21 protein-coding genes are annotated in these 17,957 nt (G+C 57.0%); 14 read left to right on the top strand and 7 right to left on the bottom strand.

The window, feature by feature from the left end:
• Positions 1 to 53 precede the first annotated feature (53 nt).
• The 9 genes from M2416_RS24740 to M2416_RS24700 all read left to right on the top strand — a co-directional run bounded on the left by M2416_RS24740 (position 54) and on the right by M2416_RS24700 (position 8,967).
• Positions 54 to 1,067: an aspartate-semialdehyde dehydrogenase gene (locus M2416_RS24740; protein ID WP_041146600.1), complete on the top strand. Its 1,014-nt coding sequence runs from the start codon at positions 54 to 56 to the stop codon at positions 1,065 to 1,067.
• Positions 1,067 to 1,879 carry a tRNA pseudouridine(38-40) synthase TruA gene (gene truA, locus M2416_RS24735; RefSeq protein ID WP_041146599.1) on the top strand — a complete coding sequence of 271 codons (813 nt, stop codon included), beginning with the start codon at positions 1,067 to 1,069 and terminating at the stop codon, positions 1,877 to 1,879. Before M2416_RS24740 ends, truA begins: the two co-directional genes overlap by 1 nt.
• A 146-nt stretch (positions 1,880 to 2,025) precedes the next feature.
• On the top strand, positions 2,026 to 2,685 hold the full coding sequence (locus M2416_RS24730; RefSeq protein ID WP_041146598.1) for a DedA family protein: 660 nt from the start codon (positions 2,026 to 2,028) through the stop codon (positions 2,683 to 2,685).
• Positions 2,686 to 2,885: 200 nt separating this feature from the next.
• A complete protein-coding gene (gene accD, locus M2416_RS24725; protein ID WP_041146597.1) occupies positions 2,886 to 3,800 on the top strand; it encodes an acetyl-CoA carboxylase, carboxyltransferase subunit beta in 915 nt (304 codons plus the stop codon).
• Positions 3,801 to 3,931: 131 nt separating this feature from the next.
• Positions 3,932 to 5,200 carry a bifunctional tetrahydrofolate synthase/dihydrofolate synthase gene (gene folC / locus M2416_RS24720; RefSeq protein WP_259227396.1) on the top strand — a complete coding sequence of 423 codons (1,269 nt, stop codon included), beginning with the start codon at positions 3,932 to 3,934 and terminating at the stop codon, positions 5,198 to 5,200.
• The gene (dedD, locus tag M2416_RS24715; RefSeq protein ID WP_076945807.1) at positions 5,190 to 5,903 is read left to right on the top strand and encodes a cell division protein DedD; all 714 of its coding nucleotides are present in this window, start codon (positions 5,190 to 5,192) and stop codon (positions 5,901 to 5,903) included. Before folC ends, dedD begins: the two co-directional genes overlap by 11 nt.
• A gap of 313 nt (positions 5,904 to 6,216) precedes the next feature.
• Positions 6,217 to 6,705: a colicin V production protein gene (gene cvpA / locus M2416_RS24710; protein ID WP_041147709.1), complete on the top strand. Its 489-nt coding sequence runs from the start codon at positions 6,217 to 6,219 to the stop codon at positions 6,703 to 6,705.
• A 33-nt stretch (positions 6,706 to 6,738) separates the two neighbouring features.
• A complete protein-coding gene (gene purF, locus M2416_RS24705) occupies positions 6,739 to 8,256 on the top strand; it encodes an amidophosphoribosyltransferase (protein ID WP_041146594.1) in 1,518 nt (505 codons plus the stop codon).
• Between the two features lie 141 nt (positions 8,257 to 8,397).
• Positions 8,398 to 8,967, top strand: coding sequence for a UbiX family flavin prenyltransferase (locus M2416_RS24700; protein ID WP_041146593.1), 570 nt, complete (start codon positions 8,398 to 8,400; stop codon positions 8,965 to 8,967).
• Positions 8,968 to 9,047: 80 nt separating this feature from the next.
• Here M2416_RS24700 and M2416_RS24695 read toward each other — a convergent pair whose 3' ends face one another.
• Complete coding sequence (locus tag M2416_RS24695) at positions 9,048 to 9,209, bottom strand: hypothetical protein (RefSeq protein ID WP_161795682.1); 162 nt, start codon at positions 9,207 to 9,209, stop codon at positions 9,048 to 9,050.
• 48 nt (positions 9,210 to 9,257) lie between these two features.
• Here M2416_RS24695 and argT point away from each other — a divergent pair, with 48 nt between their 5' ends.
• The 5 genes from argT (at position 9,258) to hisP (ending at position 13,315) form a co-directional block, all read left to right on the top strand.
• On the top strand, positions 9,258 to 10,040 hold the full coding sequence (argT, locus tag M2416_RS24690; protein ID WP_041146592.1) for a lysine/arginine/ornithine ABC transporter substrate-binding protein ArgT: 783 nt from the start codon (positions 9,258 to 9,260) through the stop codon (positions 10,038 to 10,040).
• A 245-nt stretch (positions 10,041 to 10,285) separates the two neighbouring features.
• The gene (gene hisJ, locus M2416_RS24685) at positions 10,286 to 11,068 is read left to right on the top strand and encodes a histidine ABC transporter substrate-binding protein HisJ (protein ID WP_041146591.1); all 783 of its coding nucleotides are present in this window, start codon (positions 10,286 to 10,288) and stop codon (positions 11,066 to 11,068) included.
• A 66-nt stretch (positions 11,069 to 11,134) separates the two neighbouring features.
• A complete protein-coding gene (locus tag M2416_RS24680) occupies positions 11,135 to 11,821 on the top strand; it encodes a histidine ABC transporter permease HisQ (protein WP_041146590.1) in 687 nt (228 codons plus the stop codon).
• Positions 11,818 to 12,534: an ABC transporter permease gene (locus M2416_RS24675; RefSeq protein ID WP_041146589.1), complete on the top strand. Its 717-nt coding sequence runs from the start codon at positions 11,818 to 11,820 to the stop codon at positions 12,532 to 12,534. Before M2416_RS24680 ends, M2416_RS24675 begins: the two co-directional genes overlap by 4 nt.
• Positions 12,535 to 12,541: 7 nt before the next feature.
• The gene (gene hisP, locus M2416_RS24670) at positions 12,542 to 13,315 is read left to right on the top strand and encodes a histidine ABC transporter ATP-binding protein HisP (protein WP_041146588.1); all 774 of its coding nucleotides are present in this window, start codon (positions 12,542 to 12,544) and stop codon (positions 13,313 to 13,315) included.
• On the opposite strand, the gene M2416_RS24665 is transcribed toward hisP, so the two are convergent.
• The 6 genes from M2416_RS24665 to M2416_RS24635 all read right to left on the bottom strand — a co-directional run bounded on the left by M2416_RS24665 (position 13,296) and on the right by M2416_RS24635 (position 17,941).
• A complete protein-coding gene (locus M2416_RS24665; protein WP_259227391.1) occupies positions 13,296 to 13,856 on the bottom strand; it encodes a GNAT family N-acetyltransferase in 561 nt (186 codons plus the stop codon). The genes hisP and M2416_RS24665 overlap by 20 nt on opposite strands.
• 85 nt (positions 13,857 to 13,941) lie before the next feature.
• A complete protein-coding gene (locus M2416_RS24660; protein WP_195710689.1) occupies positions 13,942 to 14,508 on the bottom strand; it encodes a helix-turn-helix transcriptional regulator in 567 nt (188 codons plus the stop codon).
• A gap of 477 nt (positions 14,509 to 14,985) precedes the next feature.
• On the bottom strand, positions 14,986 to 15,879 hold the full coding sequence (locus M2416_RS24650) for a TIGR01777 family oxidoreductase (RefSeq protein ID WP_076945802.1): 894 nt from the start codon (positions 15,877 to 15,879) through the stop codon (positions 14,986 to 14,988).
• Between the two features lie 18 nt (positions 15,880 to 15,897).
• Positions 15,898 to 16,260 (bottom strand): dihydroneopterin triphosphate 2'-epimerase, encoded by a 363-nt coding sequence (folX, locus tag M2416_RS24645; RefSeq protein ID WP_041146583.1) that lies wholly within the window; start codon positions 16,258 to 16,260, stop codon positions 15,898 to 15,900.
• A 65-nt stretch (positions 16,261 to 16,325) separates the two neighbouring features.
• Positions 16,326 to 16,955, bottom strand: coding sequence for a GSH-dependent disulfide bond oxidoreductase (gene yfcG / locus M2416_RS24640; protein WP_041146582.1), 630 nt, complete (start codon positions 16,953 to 16,955; stop codon positions 16,326 to 16,328).
• Positions 16,956 to 17,032: 77 nt separating this feature from the next.
• The gene (locus M2416_RS24635; protein ID WP_259227387.1) at positions 17,033 to 17,941 is read right to left on the bottom strand and encodes a LysR family transcriptional regulator; all 909 of its coding nucleotides are present in this window, start codon (positions 17,939 to 17,941) and stop codon (positions 17,033 to 17,035) included.
• Positions 17,942 to 17,957: the final 16 nt, after the last annotated feature.

The following is a 17,957-nucleotide window of genomic DNA, read 5'->3' as shown; positions in this document are numbered from 1 at the left end:
AATGACCCTGTTGGATACTCCTGCAGGGTCGCTTTTTTCTGGAGTAAACCACCATGTCTGAAGGCTGGAATATTGCCATACTGGGCGCAACGGGCGCCGTCGGCGAAGCCCTGCTCGAAACCCTTGCTGAACGTCAGTTCCCGGTGGGTGATATTTACGCCCTGGCGCGTAACGAAAGCGCGGGCGAACATCTGCGCTTCAACGGTAAGTCGGTCATCGTACAGGACGCCGCGGAGTTTGACTGGACCCAGGCCCAACTGGCCTTTTTCGCCGCCGGCGTCGAAGCTACGGCGGCCTACGTTGATGAGGCGACTAACTCAGGCTGTCTGGTTATCGACCTCAGCGGCCTGTTCGCGCTGGAGCCGGATGTCCCGCTGGTCGTGCCGGACGTCAACCCATTCGTGCTGGCTGATTACCGCAATCGTAACGTTATTGCCGTGGCCAACAGCCTGACCAGCCAACTGCTGGCCGCGCTGAAACCGCTGATTGACGAAGGCGGCCTGTCGCGTATTCAGGTCACCAGCCTGCTCTCCGTTTCCGCCCACGGTAAAAAAGCCGTCAGCGCGCTGGCAGGTCAGAGCGCTAAGCTGCTCAACGGCATGCCGATTGATGAAGATGATTACTTTGGCCGTCAGTTGGCGTTCAATATGCTGCCGCTTCTGCCCGATCGTGAAGGCAGCGTGCTGGAAGAGCGCCGTATCGTCGATGAAGTGCGGAAGATCCTGCAGGACGAAGGGCTGATGATCTCCGCAAGCGTGGTCCAGTCGCCGGTATTCTACGGCCATGCGCAGATGGTTAATTTCGAAGCCATGCGTCCGCTGGCCGCAGAAGAGGCGCGCGATGCCTTTGCGCGCGGGGAAGATATCGAGCTGTCCGAAGCGCGTGAGTTCCCGACCCAGGTTGGCGACGCCTCCGGCACCACCCATCTCTCCGTCGGCTGCGTGCGCAACGATTACGGGATGCCGGAGCAGGTTCAGTTCTGGTCCGTTGCCGACAACGTCCGTTTCGGCGGCGCGCTGATGGCGGTCAAAACCGCCGAGAGGCTGGTGCAGGAGTATTTTTACTGATGTCTGAGATGGAGCAGCTGCCGGTCTATAAAATCGCGCTGGGCATCGAGTACGACGGCAGTAAATATTACGGCTGGCAGCGGCAGAACGAAGTACGCAGCGTGCAGGAGAAGCTGGAAAAGGCGCTCTCGCAGGTGGCGAATGAACCGATTAACGTCTTCTGCGCGGGCCGCACCGACGCCGGCGTTCACGGCACCGGCCAGGTGGTGCATTTTGAAACGCGCGCGCTGCGTAAAGACGCGGCCTGGACGCTGGGCGTGAATGCGAATCTGCCTGGTGACATTGCCGTGCGTTGGGTGAAACATGTGCCGGACGCGTTCCACGCGCGCTTCAGCGCAACGGCGCGCCGCTACCGCTACGTTATCTATAACCACCGGCTGCGCCCGGGGGTATTAAGCCAGGGGGTGACCCATTATCACCAGCCCCTGGACGCCGAGCGGATGCAGCGCGCGGCGCAGTGCCTGCTGGGCGAGAATGATTTTACCTCGTTCCGCGCGCTGCAGTGCCAGTCGCGTACGCCCTGGCGCAACATGAAGCACATTAGCGTCACGCGTTACGGCGCATATGTGGTGGTCGATATCAAAGCAAACGCCTTTGTACATCATATGGTAAGGAATATTGTCGGCAGCCTGATGGAAGTAGGGGCCGGTAACCAGCCAGAGAGCTGGATTGCAGAACTTCTGGCGGCAAAAGACAGGAAGCTAGCCGCCGCGACGGCCAAAGCCGAGGGATTGTATCTGGTGTCGGTTGATTATCCGGCCCATTTCGATCTGCCGGTGATGCCGATGGGCCCGCTATTTCTGGCGGACTGACGTATACGCCTCATCCTTCAGGCCGCCGCTTTGCCGGCCGCGCTTGTTTTCCCGGACCCGCTTTTTTGCGCGGTCCGGGAGCCGTCGCTCGGCCGCCTGCTGCGCCGCGAAGGATTTTACGTATTGCTATTAAGGACTAAAACGGTATGGACCTGATCCGCTTTTTAATTGATTTCATCCTGCATATAGATGTACACCTGGCCGAACTGGTTGCCGAGTACGGTATCTGGGTTTATGCCATTCTGTTTTTGATTTTGTTTTGCGAAACGGGTCTGGTGGTGACACCGTTCCTGCCGGGAGATTCGCTGCTGTTTGTTGCCGGGGCGCTGTCAGCGCTGCCGACTAACGATCTGAACGTGCATCTGATGGTGGTGCTGATGGTTATCGCGGCGATTATCGGTGATGCCCTGAACTACACGATCGGCCGGCTGTTCGGTGAAAAGCTCTTCAGTAATCCTGATTCTAAAATCTTCCGCCGCAGCTATCTGGACAAGACCCACGCGTTCTACGAGCGTCACGGCGGCAAAACCATTATCCTCGCTCGCTTCGTGCCGATTGTCAGAACCTTTGCGCCATTTGTGGCGGGAATGGGCCACATGTCCTATCGTCATTTTGCGGCCTATAACGTTGTTGGCGCGCTACTGTGGGTGCTGCTGTTCACCTATGCAGGCTACCTGTTTGGCGATTTACCGATCGTCCAGGAAAACCTGAAGCTGCTGATTGTGGCTATTATTCTCCTGTCCGTGCTGCCGGGGGTGATTGAAATCATTCGCCACAAGCGCGCGGCGGCGAAGCAGTCAAAATAATCACCGTAGCCTAATCATCTTCGGGCGGAGCGCCGTCGCCCGAAGAGTGAAGTGTGAGCGGTACGACCACTTTTTTATCCCATGTGACGGGATGTTATGATTTAATGTGCAACATTCATGGTCTGTAAGGGTCAAAAATGGCATTATGCGCCCCTTACGACAAAACTGGCATCGACCAGGTTCAGGCAGAAAGGTTATCAATGAGCTGGATTGAACGAATTAAAAGCAATATAACTCCCACCCGCAAGGCAAGCATTCCTGAGGGTGTATGGACCAAGTGCGACAGTTGCGGTCAGGTATTGTACCGCGCAGAGCTGGAGCGCAACCTGGAGGTTTGCCCTAAGTGCGATCACCATATGCGTATGTCGGCGCGTAATCGCCTGCATAGCCTGTTGGACGAAGGTTCCCTCGTGGAGCTGGGAAGCGAGCTCGAGCCGAAAGATGTGCTGAAGTTCCGCGATTCGAAAAAATACAAAGACCGCCTGGCGTCGGCTCAAAAAGAGACCGGCGAGAAAGATGCGCTGGTGGTCATGAAGGGCACTCTGTACGACATGCCGGTTGTCGCCGTTGCTTTTGAATTCGCCTTTATGGGCGGTTCGATGGGCTCGGTGGTGGGCGCGCGCTTCGTACGTGCCGTTGAACAGGCGTTGGAAGACAACTGCCCGCTGGTTTGCTTCTCAGCGTCCGGCGGCGCGCGTATGCAGGAAGCGCTGATGTCGCTGATGCAGATGGCGAAAACGTCAGCCGCGCTGGCGAAAATGCAGGAGCGCGGTTTACCGTATATCTCCGTGCTGACCGACCCGACGATGGGCGGCGTATCGGCGAGCTTTGCGATGCTCGGCGATCTCAACATCGCGGAACCGAAAGCGCTGATCGGCTTTGCCGGTCCTCGCGTTATCGAGCAAACCGTGCGCGAAAAGCTGCCGCCAGGATTCCAGCGCAGCGAGTTCCTGATTGAAAAAGGGGCGATCGACATGATCGTACGTCGCCCTGAAATGCGCCTGAAGCTGGCCAGTATTCTGGCGAAGCTGATGAATCTCCCGGCACCGTGCCCGGAGGTTCCTCATGAAGGCGACGCGGTACCACCGGTACCGGATCAGGAACCAGAGGCCTGATGATGCAGAGGGCAGGCCTGACGGTGCTGCCCTTTTTTTATATTCAAATAGCTACGCGACATCATCCTGACCTGACCGCTTCGCGGCACGCTGAAGGATGAGCGTATTTACCGTTAACTCTTGCGGACATCATGGAAAAAGAACCTATTCCTCAGGCCACGTCGCCCCTGGCTACGTGGCTTTCTTATCTGGAGCATCTGCACAGCAAAACTATCGATCTCGGGCTGACGCGGGTGAACGAAGTTGCCGGGCGGATGGCGGTAGTGAAACCCGCACCTTTCGTCTTTACGGTGGCGGGAACCAACGGTAAGGGGACCACCTGCCGTACGCTGGAGTCGGTGCTGATGGCGGCGGGCTATAGGGTCGGCGTCTACAGTTCCCCGCATCTGGTGCGCTATACCGAACGCGTTCGCGTGCAGGGAGAGGAGCTGCCGGAAGCGGCGCATACCGCCTCTTTCGCCGAAATCGAAGACGCGCGCGGTGAAATCTCCCTGAGCTATTTTGAGTTCGGTACGCTCTCCGCGCTGTGGCTGTTTAAGCAGGCGCAGCTGGATGTCGTTATCCTTGAGGTCGGTCTCGGCGGTCGCCTTGATGCGACAAATATCGTTGATGCCGACGTGGCGGTGGTGACCAGCATTGCGCTCGATCATACCGACTGGCTGGGGCCGGATCGCGAAAGCATCGGCCGCGAAAAGGCCGGTATTTTCCGCTCAGGCCGGCCGGCTATCGTCGGTGAACCGGATATGCCCCATACCATCGCCGACGTTGCGGCCGAGAAAGGCGCGGTGCTGCGGCGTCGCGGCGTTGACTGGCGCTATGCGAGCGGCGAGCAGGGGTGGGATTTCAGCGATGAGCAGGGGATGCTGGCGGGACTGCCGCTGCCTCAGGTGCCCATGCCGAATGCGGCGACGGCGCTTGCCGCGCTGCGCGCCAGCGGGCTGACGGTGAGCGAGCAGGCGATTCGCGACGGCATTAGGCAGGCGATGCTGCCCGGGCGTTTCCAGATAATTGGCGAGGCGCCGCGCGTGATCCTCGATGTTGCCCATAATCCGCACGCGGCGGCCTATCTGGCCGGGCGTCTCAAAAGCCTGCCGAAAACGGGGCGCGTGCTGGCGGTTATTGGTATGCTGCATGATAAGGATATTGCCGGTACGCTGGCAAACCTGATGGCTGAAGTTGATTGCTGGTACTGCGCGCCGCTGGAAGGGCCGCGTGGGGCAACGGCGGAGCAGCTACTGGAGCATTTGCGTACAGGGAGAGCCTGCGCAGACGTCACTCAAGCATGGCATGCGGCCATGGCCGATGCCGGACCTGAAGATACGGTGCTGGTGTGTGGCTCATTCCACACGGTAGCGCACGTAATGGAAGAAATAGACGCGGGGAGAATCGGTGGCGAGTAAGTTTCAGAACCGTTTAGTCGGGACGATTGTGCTGGTGGCGCTGGGGGTCATTATCCTTCCAGGGCTGCTTGACGGTCAGAAAAAACACTATCAGGATGAGTTTGCGGCGATCCCGCTGGTGCCAAAGCCGGGCGATCGCGATGAGCCTGATATGCTACCGGCGGCAACGCAGGCCTTGCCTGCCCAGCCTCCGGAAGGGGCGGCAGAAGAGGTGAGGGCCGGAAATGCGGCGGCGCCGTCGCTGGATCCGTCGCGTATCCCGGTAAACAATAACAGCTTCGATGATGTCCAGGAGCCGGTTGTCGCGCCGAAGCCGCAGCCGAAACCTCAGGCCCAGCCGAAGCCGCAACCTCAGCCTCAGCCGCAGCCTAAGCCGGTCGAGAAGCCTCAGCAGCCGCAGCAGCAGCAAACTGCCGCCCAGACGCCGGCGCCGAAGCCAGCTGAAATTCCTGCGCCGACCGGCAGAGCCTACGTGGTGCAGCTGGGCGCGCTGAAGAACGCGGACAAGGTCAACGAAATCGTCGGTAAGCTGCGCTCCTCCGGGTTCAAGGTTTACACGTCGCCTTCAACGCCGGTGCAGGGGAAAATCACCCGCATTCTGGTTGGCCCTGATGCCTCGAAAGATAAGCTGAAAGGCCAGCTTGGCGATCTGAAGCAGCTGTCGGGTCTGAGCGGCGTGGTGATGGGATACACGCCAAACTAGCCTTGCTATTCAGTCTGATAGCGTTGAAGAACGCCGAGGCTTGTGCCGGGAAAGGAGGTATTCTTCCTTGCGCGGTCAGGGTCGGGCAGAACGGTGGGCCGTCGGGCCCGCCACCCCGCTTGCTGTCGGCGAGCGAAGGGGCTGAATCCCTTACCTGACGCGCCCTGCAGAGGCGAAAGGCAGCATGGCGTTGAATGTTTTTTCAGCGCCATTTTTATTTCTGTAGGGCACGGAAATCCCTACGCAAACGTTTTCTTTTTCTGTTAGAATGCGCCCCGAACCGGACGACAGGGCGTAAAATCGTAGGATGTATATGGTCTGGATTGATTACGCCATTATTGCGGTGATTGGTTTTTCCTGTCTGGTAAGCCTGATCCGCGGCTTTGTTCGTGAAGCGTTATCGCTGGTAACCTGGGGATGTGCTTTCTTTGTTGCCAGTCATTACTACACTTACCTGGCTGTCTGGTTCACGGGCTTTGAAGACGAAATGGTCCGCAATGGGATTGCTATCGCGATACTGTTTATCGCAACGCTTATCGTCGGCGCTATCGTTAACTACGTGATTAGCGCACTGGTAGAGAAAACCGGCCTGTCGGGTACCGACAGGGTGTTAGGGATCTGTTTTGGCGCCCTCCGTGGCGTGCTGATTGTCTCGGCGATCCTGTTCTTTCTCGATAGTTTTACCGGTATGGCGAAAAGCGAAGACTGGCAAAAGTCGGAGCTTATCCCGCAGTTCAGTTTCGTTATCAGATGGTTTTTTGACTATCTGCAGAGCTCGTCAAGTTTCTTGCCCAAAGCATAAGCGTTGGGATGTAGCTGAACGAGGAAAAGACGTATGTGCGGTATTGTCGGTATCGCCGGTGTTATGCCGGTCAACCAGTCGATTTATGACGCGTTAACGGTGCTTCAGCATCGTGGCCAGGATGCCGCAGGCATCATCACCATTGATGCAAATAATTGCTTCCGCTTGCGTAAGGCAAACGGGCTGGTGAGCGATATTTTTGAGGCTCGCCACATGCAGCGTATGCAGGGCAACATGGGGATCGGCCACGTCCGTTACCCTACGGCTGGTAGCTCCAGCGCCTCCGAGGCTCAGCCTTTCTACGTTAACTCGCCGTATGGCATTACGTTAGCGCATAACGGTAACCTGACCAACGCGCACGAGCTGCGTAAAAAGCTGTTTGAAGAAAAACGCCGCCACATCAATACCACCTCCGATTCTGAGATTCTGCTCAATATTTTCGCCAGCGAGCTGGATAACTTCCGCCATTATCCGTTGGAAGCCGACAATATCTTTGCGGCAATTGCTGCGACCAATCGGCAGATTCGCGGCGCCTATGCCTGCGTGGCGATGATTATCGGCCACGGTATGGTGGCGTTTCGCGATCCGAACGGTATTCGCCCGCTGGTGCTGGGCAAGCGTGATATTGGCGACGGCCGTACCGAGTACATGGTGGCCTCCGAAAGCGTGGCGCTGGATACGCTGGGCTTTGAGTTCCTGCGCGACGTTGCGCCGGGTGAAGCGGTGTACATCACCGAAAAAGGCCAGCTGTTTACCCGCCAGTGTGCGGAGAACCCGGTCAGCAATCCGTGCCTCTTTGAGTACGTCTATTTTGCCCGTCCGGACTCCTTCATCGATAAAATCTCCGTCTACAGCGCGCGCGTGAATATGGGGACCAAGCTGGGCGAGAAGATTGCCCGCGAGTGGGAAGATCTGGACATTGACGTGGTCATTCCGATTCCGGAAACCTCCTGCGACATCGCGCTGGAAATTGCCCGTATTCTCGACAAGCCTTATCGTCAGGGCTTCGTTAAAAACCGCTACGTCGGCCGTACTTTTATCATGCCGGGCCAGCAGCTGCGCCGTAAATCAGTACGTCGTAAGCTCAACGCTAACCGCGCCGAGTTCCGTGATAAAAACGTCCTGCTGGTCGATGACTCCATCGTTCGCGGCACCACCTCGGAACAGATTATCGAGATGGCGCGCGAAGCGGGTGCGAAGAAGGTCTATCTGGCTTCCGCTGCGCCGGAAATTCGCTTCCCGAACGTCTACGGCATCGATATGCCGACGGCCACCGAGCTGATCGCTCACGGTCGTGAAGTTGACGAAATTCGGCAGATCATCGGCGCTGACGGCCTAATCTTCCAGGATCTGGACGATCTGATCGACGCCGTGCGGGCCGAGAATCCGGATATTCAGCAGTTTGAGTGTTCGGTATTTAATGGCGTGTACGTCACTAAGGACGTCGATCAGCAGTATCTGGATTATCTCGACTCCCTGCGTAACGACGATGCCAAAGCGGTGCAGCGTCAGAACGAAGTGGAAAACTTAGAGATGCATAACGAAGGCTAAACCGCGCCTTTGTTGTCAAAGCCCGCCGTCGTCAGACTGCGGGCTTTTTGTTTTTCGGGCCGCGGTTAGCGGGCCACCGGACTTGCGTCCGGTGCTATAATCCGGCAAAGTCTGCGACTCTAAGCAGAAGGGGCAACCATCGTGAAACGACTTATCATTGGAATTTCTGGCGCCAGCGGTGCCGTTTACGGCGTGCGGCTGCTCCAGATATTGCGTGATGTCGCGGATGTTGAAACCCATCTGATCATGAGCCAGGCGGCGCGGCAGACTTTGGCGCTGGAGACCGACTACTCGCTGCGTGAAGTTCAGGGGCTGGCTGACGTCGTTCACGATGCCCGCGACATCGCCGCCAGCATCTCTTCCGGCTCGTTTAAAACGGCCGGGATGGTGATACTCCCCTGCTCGATGAAAACGCTTTCAGGCATTGTTCATAGCTACACCGATGGTCTGCTGACCCGGGCGGCGGACGTAGTGCTGAAAGAGCGTCGTCCGCTGGTGCTCTGCGTGCGCGAAACGCCGTTCCACCTCGGACACCTGCGTCTGCTGGTCCAGGCGGCGGAAATGGGCGCGGTAATCATGCCCCCGGTGCCGGCCTTCTATCACCGCCCGCAAACCCTGGACGACGTGATCAATCAGACGGTCAATCGCGTTATCGATCAGTTCGATATCACGCTGCCGCAGGACCTGTTTGCCCGCTGGCAGGGGGCCTGAGCGCGCGCTAAAATAGTGCGCTTTATGATTCTTTGCGCCCAGATGGTGCAATTTTGTCGCCCCGATCAAATCCTCAACATTTAATTTGTTTTTTTGCGTTTCGACGCTGCGGTTTCTCCGTTAATACTGGTATCTTCCCTTTCAAGACAATCCTGCAACTTTATATTAACAAATTTAACGCTGTTTCCAGCACGCACTGAGAAAATGGCACAAAAACTGCAGGATACGTCGGCACTACACATAACTAACAACGCACCGCATAACAACATCACGACACTTAAGGGTATTGTATGAAGAAGACGATCCTGGCCCTCTCTTTAATTATGGGAATTAGCAGTGCTTCCAGCGTCTTTGCAGCTCTGCCGCAAAGCATCCGCATCGGTACCGATGCCACCTACGCGCCATTCTCCTCTAAGGATGCCAAAGGTGATTTCGTCGGCTTTGACATCGATTTGGGTAACGAACTCTGTTCGCGTATCAAGGTAAAATGTACCTGGGTAGGGAGTGATTTTGATTCACTGATCCCGTCGCTGAAGGCGAAGAAAATTGACGCCATCATCTCTTCATTATCGATTACCGAAAAACGTCAGCAGGAGATTGCCTTCTCTGACAAGCTGTATGCCGCAGACTCCCGTCTGATTGCGCCGAAAGGCTCCTCTATCCAGCCGACTCTGGAGTCGCTGAAGGGCAAACACGTTGGCGTGCTGCAGGGCTCTACTCAGGAGTCTTACGGTAACGAACGCTGGCGCAGTAAAGGCGTTGACGTGGTGGCCTATCAGAACCAGGACCTGATCTACTCTGACCTCGCCGCCGGCCGCCTTGACGCCGCGCTGCAGGATGAAGTGGCCGCCAGCGAAGGGTTCCTCAAACAGCCTGCCGGCAAAGATTTCGCCTTCGCCGGTCCCTCAGTCAAAGACAAACAGTTCTTCGGTGATGGCACCGGTATTGGGCTGCGCAAGGCGGATGGCGAGCTGAAAGCTGCCTTCGACAAAGCGTTGGGTGAAATGCGTAAAGACGGCACCTACGACAAGATGGCGAAGAAGTACTTCGACTTTAACGTTTACGGTGACTAAGCATGCCGCGGGCCCGGTATACCGGGCCCTTTAGCGTGGCGATAGCTATCGATGCCCCTTATTGGTGCATTCGTCGTATCGGCGTCTCATTTTGGTGCAAAAAATGCATAGTTAAGCGTTTATGATGCGAAAAAATTTGCTCCCCGGCGCAGAATGTTTTGCCATATCGGGGAGAAAAGTGGCACGATAACTGGCTTAAGTACTTCTAATAAACCCATTAGAATGACAGTTTGTTGAGGATAGTTATGAAAAAACTGGCGTTGTCTCTTTCTTTAGCGCTGGCCCTTTCCAGCGTCTCCACGGTATTCGCAGCAATTCCGCAAAAGGTTCGTATCGGTACAGATCCCACTTATGCCCCGTTTGAATCGAAAAATGCGCAGGGTGAGTTGATTGGTTTTGACATCGATCTGGCCAAAGAGCTGTGTAAGCGCATCAATACGCAATGTACCTTCGTTGAAAACCCGCTGGACGCGCTGATCCCCTCTTTAAAAGCGAAGAAAATCGATGCGATTATGTCTTCGCTTTCTATTACTGAAAAACGCCAGCAGGAAATTGCCTTCACCGACAAACTTTATGCCGCCGATTCCCGCCTGGTGGTGAAAAAGGGCAGTGATATCACGCCGGATCTGACTCGTCTGAAGGGCAAGCGTATCGGCGTGCTGCAGGGCACAACTCAGGAAACTTACGGCAACGAGCACTGGGCGCCAAAAGGGATTGAGATTGTCTCCTATCAGGGCCAGGACAATATCTATTCCGACCTGACCGCTGGCCGCATTGACGCTGCGTTCCAGGATGAAGTGGCCGCCAGCGAAGGCTTCCTCAAGCAGCCGGTAGGTAAAGACTATCAGTTCGGCGGCCCGTCCATTAAGGACGAGAAGCTGTTTGGCGTCGGTACCGGCATGGGCCTGCGTAAAGACGACAACGAGCTGCGTGAAGCGCTGAACAAAGCCTTCGCTGAAATGCGCAAAGATGGCACCTACGACAAGCTGGCGAAAAAATATTTCGATTTTAACGTGTACGGCGACTAACCATCACGCGTACGCCACCGCGCGTCTCTTTGCGCGCGGTGGTCGATGATAGACAGGGCAGACAGCATGCTGTACGGGTTTTCACAGGTAATATTGCAGGGCGCTCTTGTCACGCTGGAGCTGGCCCTTAGTTCGGTTGTGCTGGCGGTCCTGATTGGTCTGGCCGGCGCCGGCGCGAAGCTATCGAGCAATCGACCGCTGGCGCTGGTATTTGAAGGCTACACCACCTTAATTCGCGGCGTGCCGGATCTGGTGCTGATGCTGCTGATTTTCTACGGGCTGCAGATCGCGCTGAACACGCTCACCGATGCGCTGGGAATGTCGCAGTTTGATATCGACCCGATGATTGCGGGCATCATCACGCTGGGCTTTATCTACGGCGCGTACTTTACGGAAACCTTCCGCGGCGCTTTCCTCGCGGTACCGAAAGGACATATCGAAGCGGCGACCGCCTTTGGTTTCAGCGGCGGGCAGACGTTTCGGCGTATTCTGTTCCCGGCGATGATGCGCTATGCGCTGCCGGGGATCGGCAACAACTGGCAGGTTATCCTGAAAGCCACGGCGCTGGTTTCGCTGCTGGGGCTGGAGGATGTGGTGAAAGCGACGCAGCTGGCGGGGAAAAGCACCTGGCAGCCGTTCTATTTTGCCATCGTCTGTGGCCTGATTTATCTCGTATTTACAACGATTTCCAATGGTGTGCTGCTGCTGCTTGAACGCCGTTATACCGTGGGCGTGAAGAGGGCTGACCTGTGATTGAGATTATTCAGGAGTACTGGAAATCCCTGCTGTGGACCGACGGCTACCGCTTTACCGGCGTCGCCATCACGCTGTGGCTGTTAATCTCCTCGGTGGTGATGGGCGGCGTACTGGCGATTTTTCTCGCCATCGGGCGCGTCTCCAGCAATAAGTACATTCAGTTTCCGATCTGGCTTTTTACCTATATTTTCCGCGGCACGCCGCTCTACGTGCAGCTGCTGGTGTTTTACTCCGGTATGTATACGCTGGAAATTGTCAAAGGTACCGAGCTGCTGAACGCCTTCTTCCGCAGCGGCCTGAACTGCACGGTGCTGGCGCTGACGCTGAATACCTGTGCCTATACGACGGAGATTTTTGCCGGGGCGATTCGTTCGGTTCCCGCCGGTGAAATTGAGGCGGCGCGGGCGTATGGTTTTTCATCGGCCAAACTGTATCGCTGCATTATTCTCCCCTCCGCGCTGCGCATCGCGCTGCCGGCGTACAGTAATGAAGTGATTCTGATGCTGCACTCCACCGCGCTGGCCTTTACCGCCACGGTGCCGGATCTGCTGAAAATTGCCCGTGATATTAACTCGGCGACCTATCAGCCGTTTACCGCCTTCGGCATTGCCGCGGTGCTGTACTTAATTATCTCGTATGTGCTGATTAGCCTGTTCCGCAAGGCGGAAAAGCGCTGGTTGCAGCATATAAAACCTTCTTCGACGCACTGAGAACGCCATGTCCGACAATAAATTAAACGTTATCGATCTTCATAAACGTTACGGCGAGCATGAGGTACTGAAAGGTGTCTCGATGCGGGCAGAAGCCGGGGACGTTATCAGCATCATCGGCTCATCGGGTTCCGGTAAAAGTACCTTTTTGCGCTGTATTAACTTTCTTGAGAAACCGAGCGAAGGCACGATTGTGGTGAGCGGGCAGAATATTGGCCTGGTGCGCGACAAGGATGGTCAGCTTAAGGTTGCGGATAAAAACCAGCTGCGCCTGCTGCGCACTCGTCTGACGATGGTATTCCAGCATTTCAACCTGTGGAGCCATATGACGGTGCTGGAAAACGTCATGGAAGCGCCCATTCAGGTGCTGGGGCTAAGCAAGCAGGAAGCGCGAGTGCGGGCAGAGAAATACCTGGCGAAAGTCGGCATTGACGAGCGTCAGCAGATCAAATATCCGGTGCATCTCTCCGGCGGTCAGCAGCAGCGCGTTTCCATTGCGCGCGCGCTGGCGATGGAGCCTGAAGTCCTTCTGTTCGACGAACCGACCTCCGCGCTCGACCCCGAGCTGGTGGGAGAAGTGCTGCGCATTATGCAGCAGCTGGCGGAAGAGGGGAAAACGATGGTGGTGGTGACGCACGAAATGGGCTTTGCCCGCCACGTTTCCTCGCACGTTATTTTCCTCCATCAGGGCAAAATTGAAGAGGAAGGCCATCCTGATGAGCTTTTCGGTAATCCGAAAAGCCCGCGTCTGCAGCAGTTTCTCAAGGGGTCGTTAAAGTAAATTTCACGCTCTCCCCGGCGGGGTTAACCCTGCCGGGACAGGATCGGCGCTCCAGGCGATAGATCCAGTCATCGTAGTCAACGCCGTCCAGATGCCAGGCCTTCTCGAGGATCTGGATCCGCCGGAAACCGTGCTTTTCCAGCAGCCGCGAAGAACCTGAATTATCCCCGATGACCCACGCATTAATCGCGTTAACGCCGAGCCGGGCAAATCCATAGCGGCAAACCGCCTCCAGCGCTTCGCTGGCATAGCCATTCCCCTGAGCCTCAGGCAGCAGAGCGTAGCCGACGTCGGCTTCGTGCGGATTTTTACTGCTGATGCGCAGGCCGATGTCGCCAAGAGCCTCGCCGTGGCTATCGCGTAGCACGAATACGCCGGATGCTTCACGCCGCGCATCGAAGACGTTTCGCAGCGCTTTCTCGTCAAGGATCGGCCCCATAAAGCGCATCACCTGAGGGTTACTGCGCAGGCGCAGGAAAAAGGGCCAGTCGGATTCGGTGAACGGGGAGAGCAGCAGGCGCGAGGTGGTTAGCGTAATCATAAGCGGGCCATGACGGAGGATCGTCCGTTAACCTTAACACCAGAAAGTCCCGGATAACACGATCCTGTCCCGATCGTTGCGGCGGTTACCCGGCGGCCGGTGAGGCTGGCTGCAGCTTGTCGAGCCCGCGAAAATAGTGCATCACGGTTTCGCTCTGCTGAGAGGCCCGCAGCTGCAGGGCCAGATTCAGGCTGTCGAGGACTTCCGCGTGTACCACCAGCGGTGAGTCTGCCGCAATTCTTGCTTCCGCGACCAGCCAGCTGACAATGGTTTTCCAGCGCCACAGCGGCGAGTTGCCTTTTACGCGCTGTACGGGGCCGGGGAATTTGCCGGAGCCGCGCGCCCCGTCTTTCAGCAGGGCAACGGCCTGTCGTGAAAGACCGGTGAGTTCGGCGATATCGCTTAGGCCCACCAGCGTGGCATCAACGGACTCGACCCGGGCATTCAGCTTCGATGCGGATTCGATGTTATCGATAGCAGACAGAATCGCCCGTTCGAGCGATTCGCTTTCGCGATCGAACTCCAGATACACCGCCGTTCCGTAAAAACAAACCAGCGCGTCGGCACAGCCGGCGCGATACAGCGCGTCCTCGAGATCTGGCGTGTGGGCGCTAACGCCTGAAAGCGTCAGGGTAAAGTTATAGAGGGTCATAGTTTGCGCTCCTTATGATTAAACCAGGCCGTCGACGTTGAACGACAGCGGTCGACCATCCTGATAATTTGCCTCGCGTGGTTCTCGGGAACGGCAGGAGTAGACCAGACGCTCATCATGTGTTCGCGATGATTGGCCGTACCGCACCTGAGCCGTCCGAAGCAGTGCGCGCTTTTCCCGCCAGCAATAAAAATCCACCCCCGGGCGCGAGCATAGTCGATGGCTGCCCTAATGTGCTTATCCGGATGTTCCTTCATCAATGTGTCCTCTGATACTGAGCGTTATGTTGACGGTTGTCAACAGTGTTGTGTCGAAAAAACAAACACCGGGACGTTATGACAGAGAGCGGGAAAGAACGCTGGAACGAGCTTCACGGCAATAAGTGAGCGGTGGTGGGAGATTGGATTACTGCGAGATAGCTTCCACGGGCGGCAGGCGAGCCCGGGAGAGCATTAAATCTCCCGGGATTAAATTGGGTTAGCCAAGGACGTCTTTTAGCGCTTCTTCTAAATCGTACCAGCGAAAGCCAAAGCCCGCGGCTTCCAGGCGTTTTGGCAACGCGCGCTGGCCGCCGAGCACCAGTACCGATGATTCACCCATAAGCAGGCGTATCGCCGCCGCCGGGACGCGAAAAATGGCCGGGCGATTTAGCGCCTGGCCAAGCGCGTGGGCGAACTGTTCGTTGCGTACCGGATAAGGCGAAACCATGTTAAAGGGGCCGCGCAGGTCGTTATCCAACAGCCACAGAATAGCGTTAACCATATCGTCGATATGGATCCACGCCAGATACTGCCTGCCGCTGCCGATAGGGCCACCAAGGCCGAGCTTAAAGGCAGGGGTCATTTTGGCAAGGATGCCGCCTCTCGATGCCAGCACAACGCCGGTTCGCAGCAGGCAGACGCGGGTGCGGTCGCTTTGCGCTTCACAGGCCAGCTGTTCCCAGCGGGCGCAGAGTTTGTGGGTGAACTCATTGTGCGGCGGCTCTTCTTCGGTGACAACAACCTCCCCCAGGTCGCCATAATAACCTGCCGCAGAGCCGCTAATCAGCACCGCAGGCGGGGTGTCGCTGGCGTTGATGAGCGCCACCAGCTTTTGCGTGATGTCCCAGCGGCTGTGGCACAGGCGCTGCTTTTGCTCCGCCGTCCAGCGCTTGTCGGCGATAGGCTCGCCCGCCAGATTGATAACGGCATCAATGTCGTTGAGGTGCTGGTGATTGTCAAAGCCGCGCCACAGCGTGACGCGGGGATCGAGCCGGGCACGGGCTTTTTCCGGGCTGCGCGTGGATACCGTTACGTTATGCCCCAGCTCAAGCAGCCGGGGGATGAGATGCCGACCAATCAGGCCGGTACCGCCGGTAAGCAGAATCTTCATAGCACCTCCCTAAGAAGCCTACCGCCGCCAGCTCATGGTCATGGATACCGAGTCGGCGTAGCGTAGTGCATAAAGTTTATCGATCTCAACTTCAGCATAAGTGACCCAGTGATGTTCGCATGCGATATCGAGCACATCCTGAGTTAATTTTTCCAGTAAGGAGAAGCGGTTATTCTCTATATGGCTGATGATACGCTTGGTGATGGTGCGGTAATTCAGCGCATCGTTGATATCTTCGCTGTTGCGCGATTGATCCGCCGGGTAGTGAATGGCGACGTTGACCACCACATCCTGGCGGTTAGCAATCTCTTCCTCTTTAATACCAATAAAAGTACGCAAGCGTAGGTTTTTTATACGAATAATGGCGTCTGGCTGAGACATTGCAGGCTTCCTCCGTGTTGTAATTTCCGCAATCATACATGAAAGCAGGTCGTGCGAGCAGGGGGTTAAGATTGCTGAATTTTCAGCAACGCCTCGGCGGTTGCAGGGCGCTGGCGAATACGCTCAAACCAGTTATGTACCGCCGGGAAGTTTGCCAGATCGATACGCTGTCGCTGATGCGCGTTAATCCACGGCCAGCAGGCGATATCGGCAATGCTGTAGCGCTCGCCGCCGAGCCACGGGCTGACCTCCAGACGCCGGTTGAGCACGCTATATAGCCGCTGCGTTTCCACCTGATAGCGCTCAATGGCATAGGGAACCGTCTGCGGCGCTGAATGGTTAAAGTGCTGATTTTGCCCAAGCATCGGCCCCAATCCGCCCACCTGCCAGAACAGCCACTGCAGTGTAACGTGGCGCTCGCGCAGCTCGCCGCTCAGCAGCTTTGCCGATTTCTCGGCGAGATAGAGCAGAATGGCCCCGGATTCGAACAGGCTTAGCGGCGCTCCGCCGTCAACGGGAACGTGGTCGACTATCGCCGGGATTTTATTGTTGGGTGAGAGGCTGAGAAACTGCGGGCGGAACTGTTCGCCCTTGTTGATATCGACCCGAATCAGCCGATAGGCCAGCTCAGCCTCTTCGAGGAACAGAACGATTTTTTGGCCGTTTGGAGTGGGTGCGTAGTAAAGATCGATCATGATGTCTCCCGCCGTCGTGGGTCGCCAGTTTTCGAGTATAGGTGACCTGACGTATTACGGGAGCGCAGGGGGGAAATTCAGCGCGCCGCGGTGGAAGGTGCCCTCATTTCGCGCACCAGGGCGATAAACGCCTGCAGCCCCGGCGGGATATGGCGGCGGCCCGGGTAGTAGAGAGAGAGGCCGCCAAAAGATGGGCACCAGTCGTCCATCACGCTGATAAGCCTGCCGCCGGCAAGATCGTCCTGGATAAACCAGTCAGAAATAAACGCCAGCCCGATCCCCGCCAGCGCCGCGCGGTGAATGGCCTGCATCTCGCTAAGAATAATGCGCGGCGGGACGTTAAGCGCCATTTTTTGCCCATCCCGCTCGAGCTCCCAGCGATAAATTCCGCCGTGAGACATACGCATGCCGATCCCCTGATGATGCATAAGATCGTCCGGACCGAATGGAACGCCATGCCGGGAAAAATAGTCCGGGGTGCCGACGATCAGCATCCGCGCGTTGGGCGTCAGGGCGACGGCAATCATGTCCTGCGGCAGCGACTCCGCCAGGCGGATCCCCGCGTCGTAGCCTTCGGCAACGATATCCACCAGCCGGGATTCGGTGGTGATATCCAGGCGCATGGATGGATAGCGCTTGAGGAAGGTCTCGAAAATATCAAACAGCAGGGCAACGCTTTCGCGCGGCGCGTTGATCCGCAGCATCCCGCTCGGCATTTCAGGCCGGGTGGCGACCTCCTCCGAGGCGCGCTGGATTTCGGCTACGGCGGGCGCTATCCGCTCAACGTAACGCTGTCCGGCTTCGGTCAACGCGACGCTGCGGGTCGTACGATTGAACAGGCGCACGTTCAGGCGGGCCTCCAGTCCGGCAACGGCGTTGCTGACGGCGGTCGCCGACATACCGAGCTCCCGGGCCGCTGCCCGAAAGCTTTGCCGGTGCGCGACGGCGAGGAGGACTTCGAGTTCGGTAATACCGCTACGCTGCATAATTATCCCGATTTTC

It is taken from the genome of Klebsiella sp. BIGb0132, assembly GCF_024810075.1.
Lineage (GTDB): Bacteria > Pseudomonadota > Gammaproteobacteria > Enterobacterales > Enterobacteriaceae > Klebsiella > Klebsiella terrigena.
This window is presented reverse-complemented; position numbering and strand designations above follow the sequence as displayed.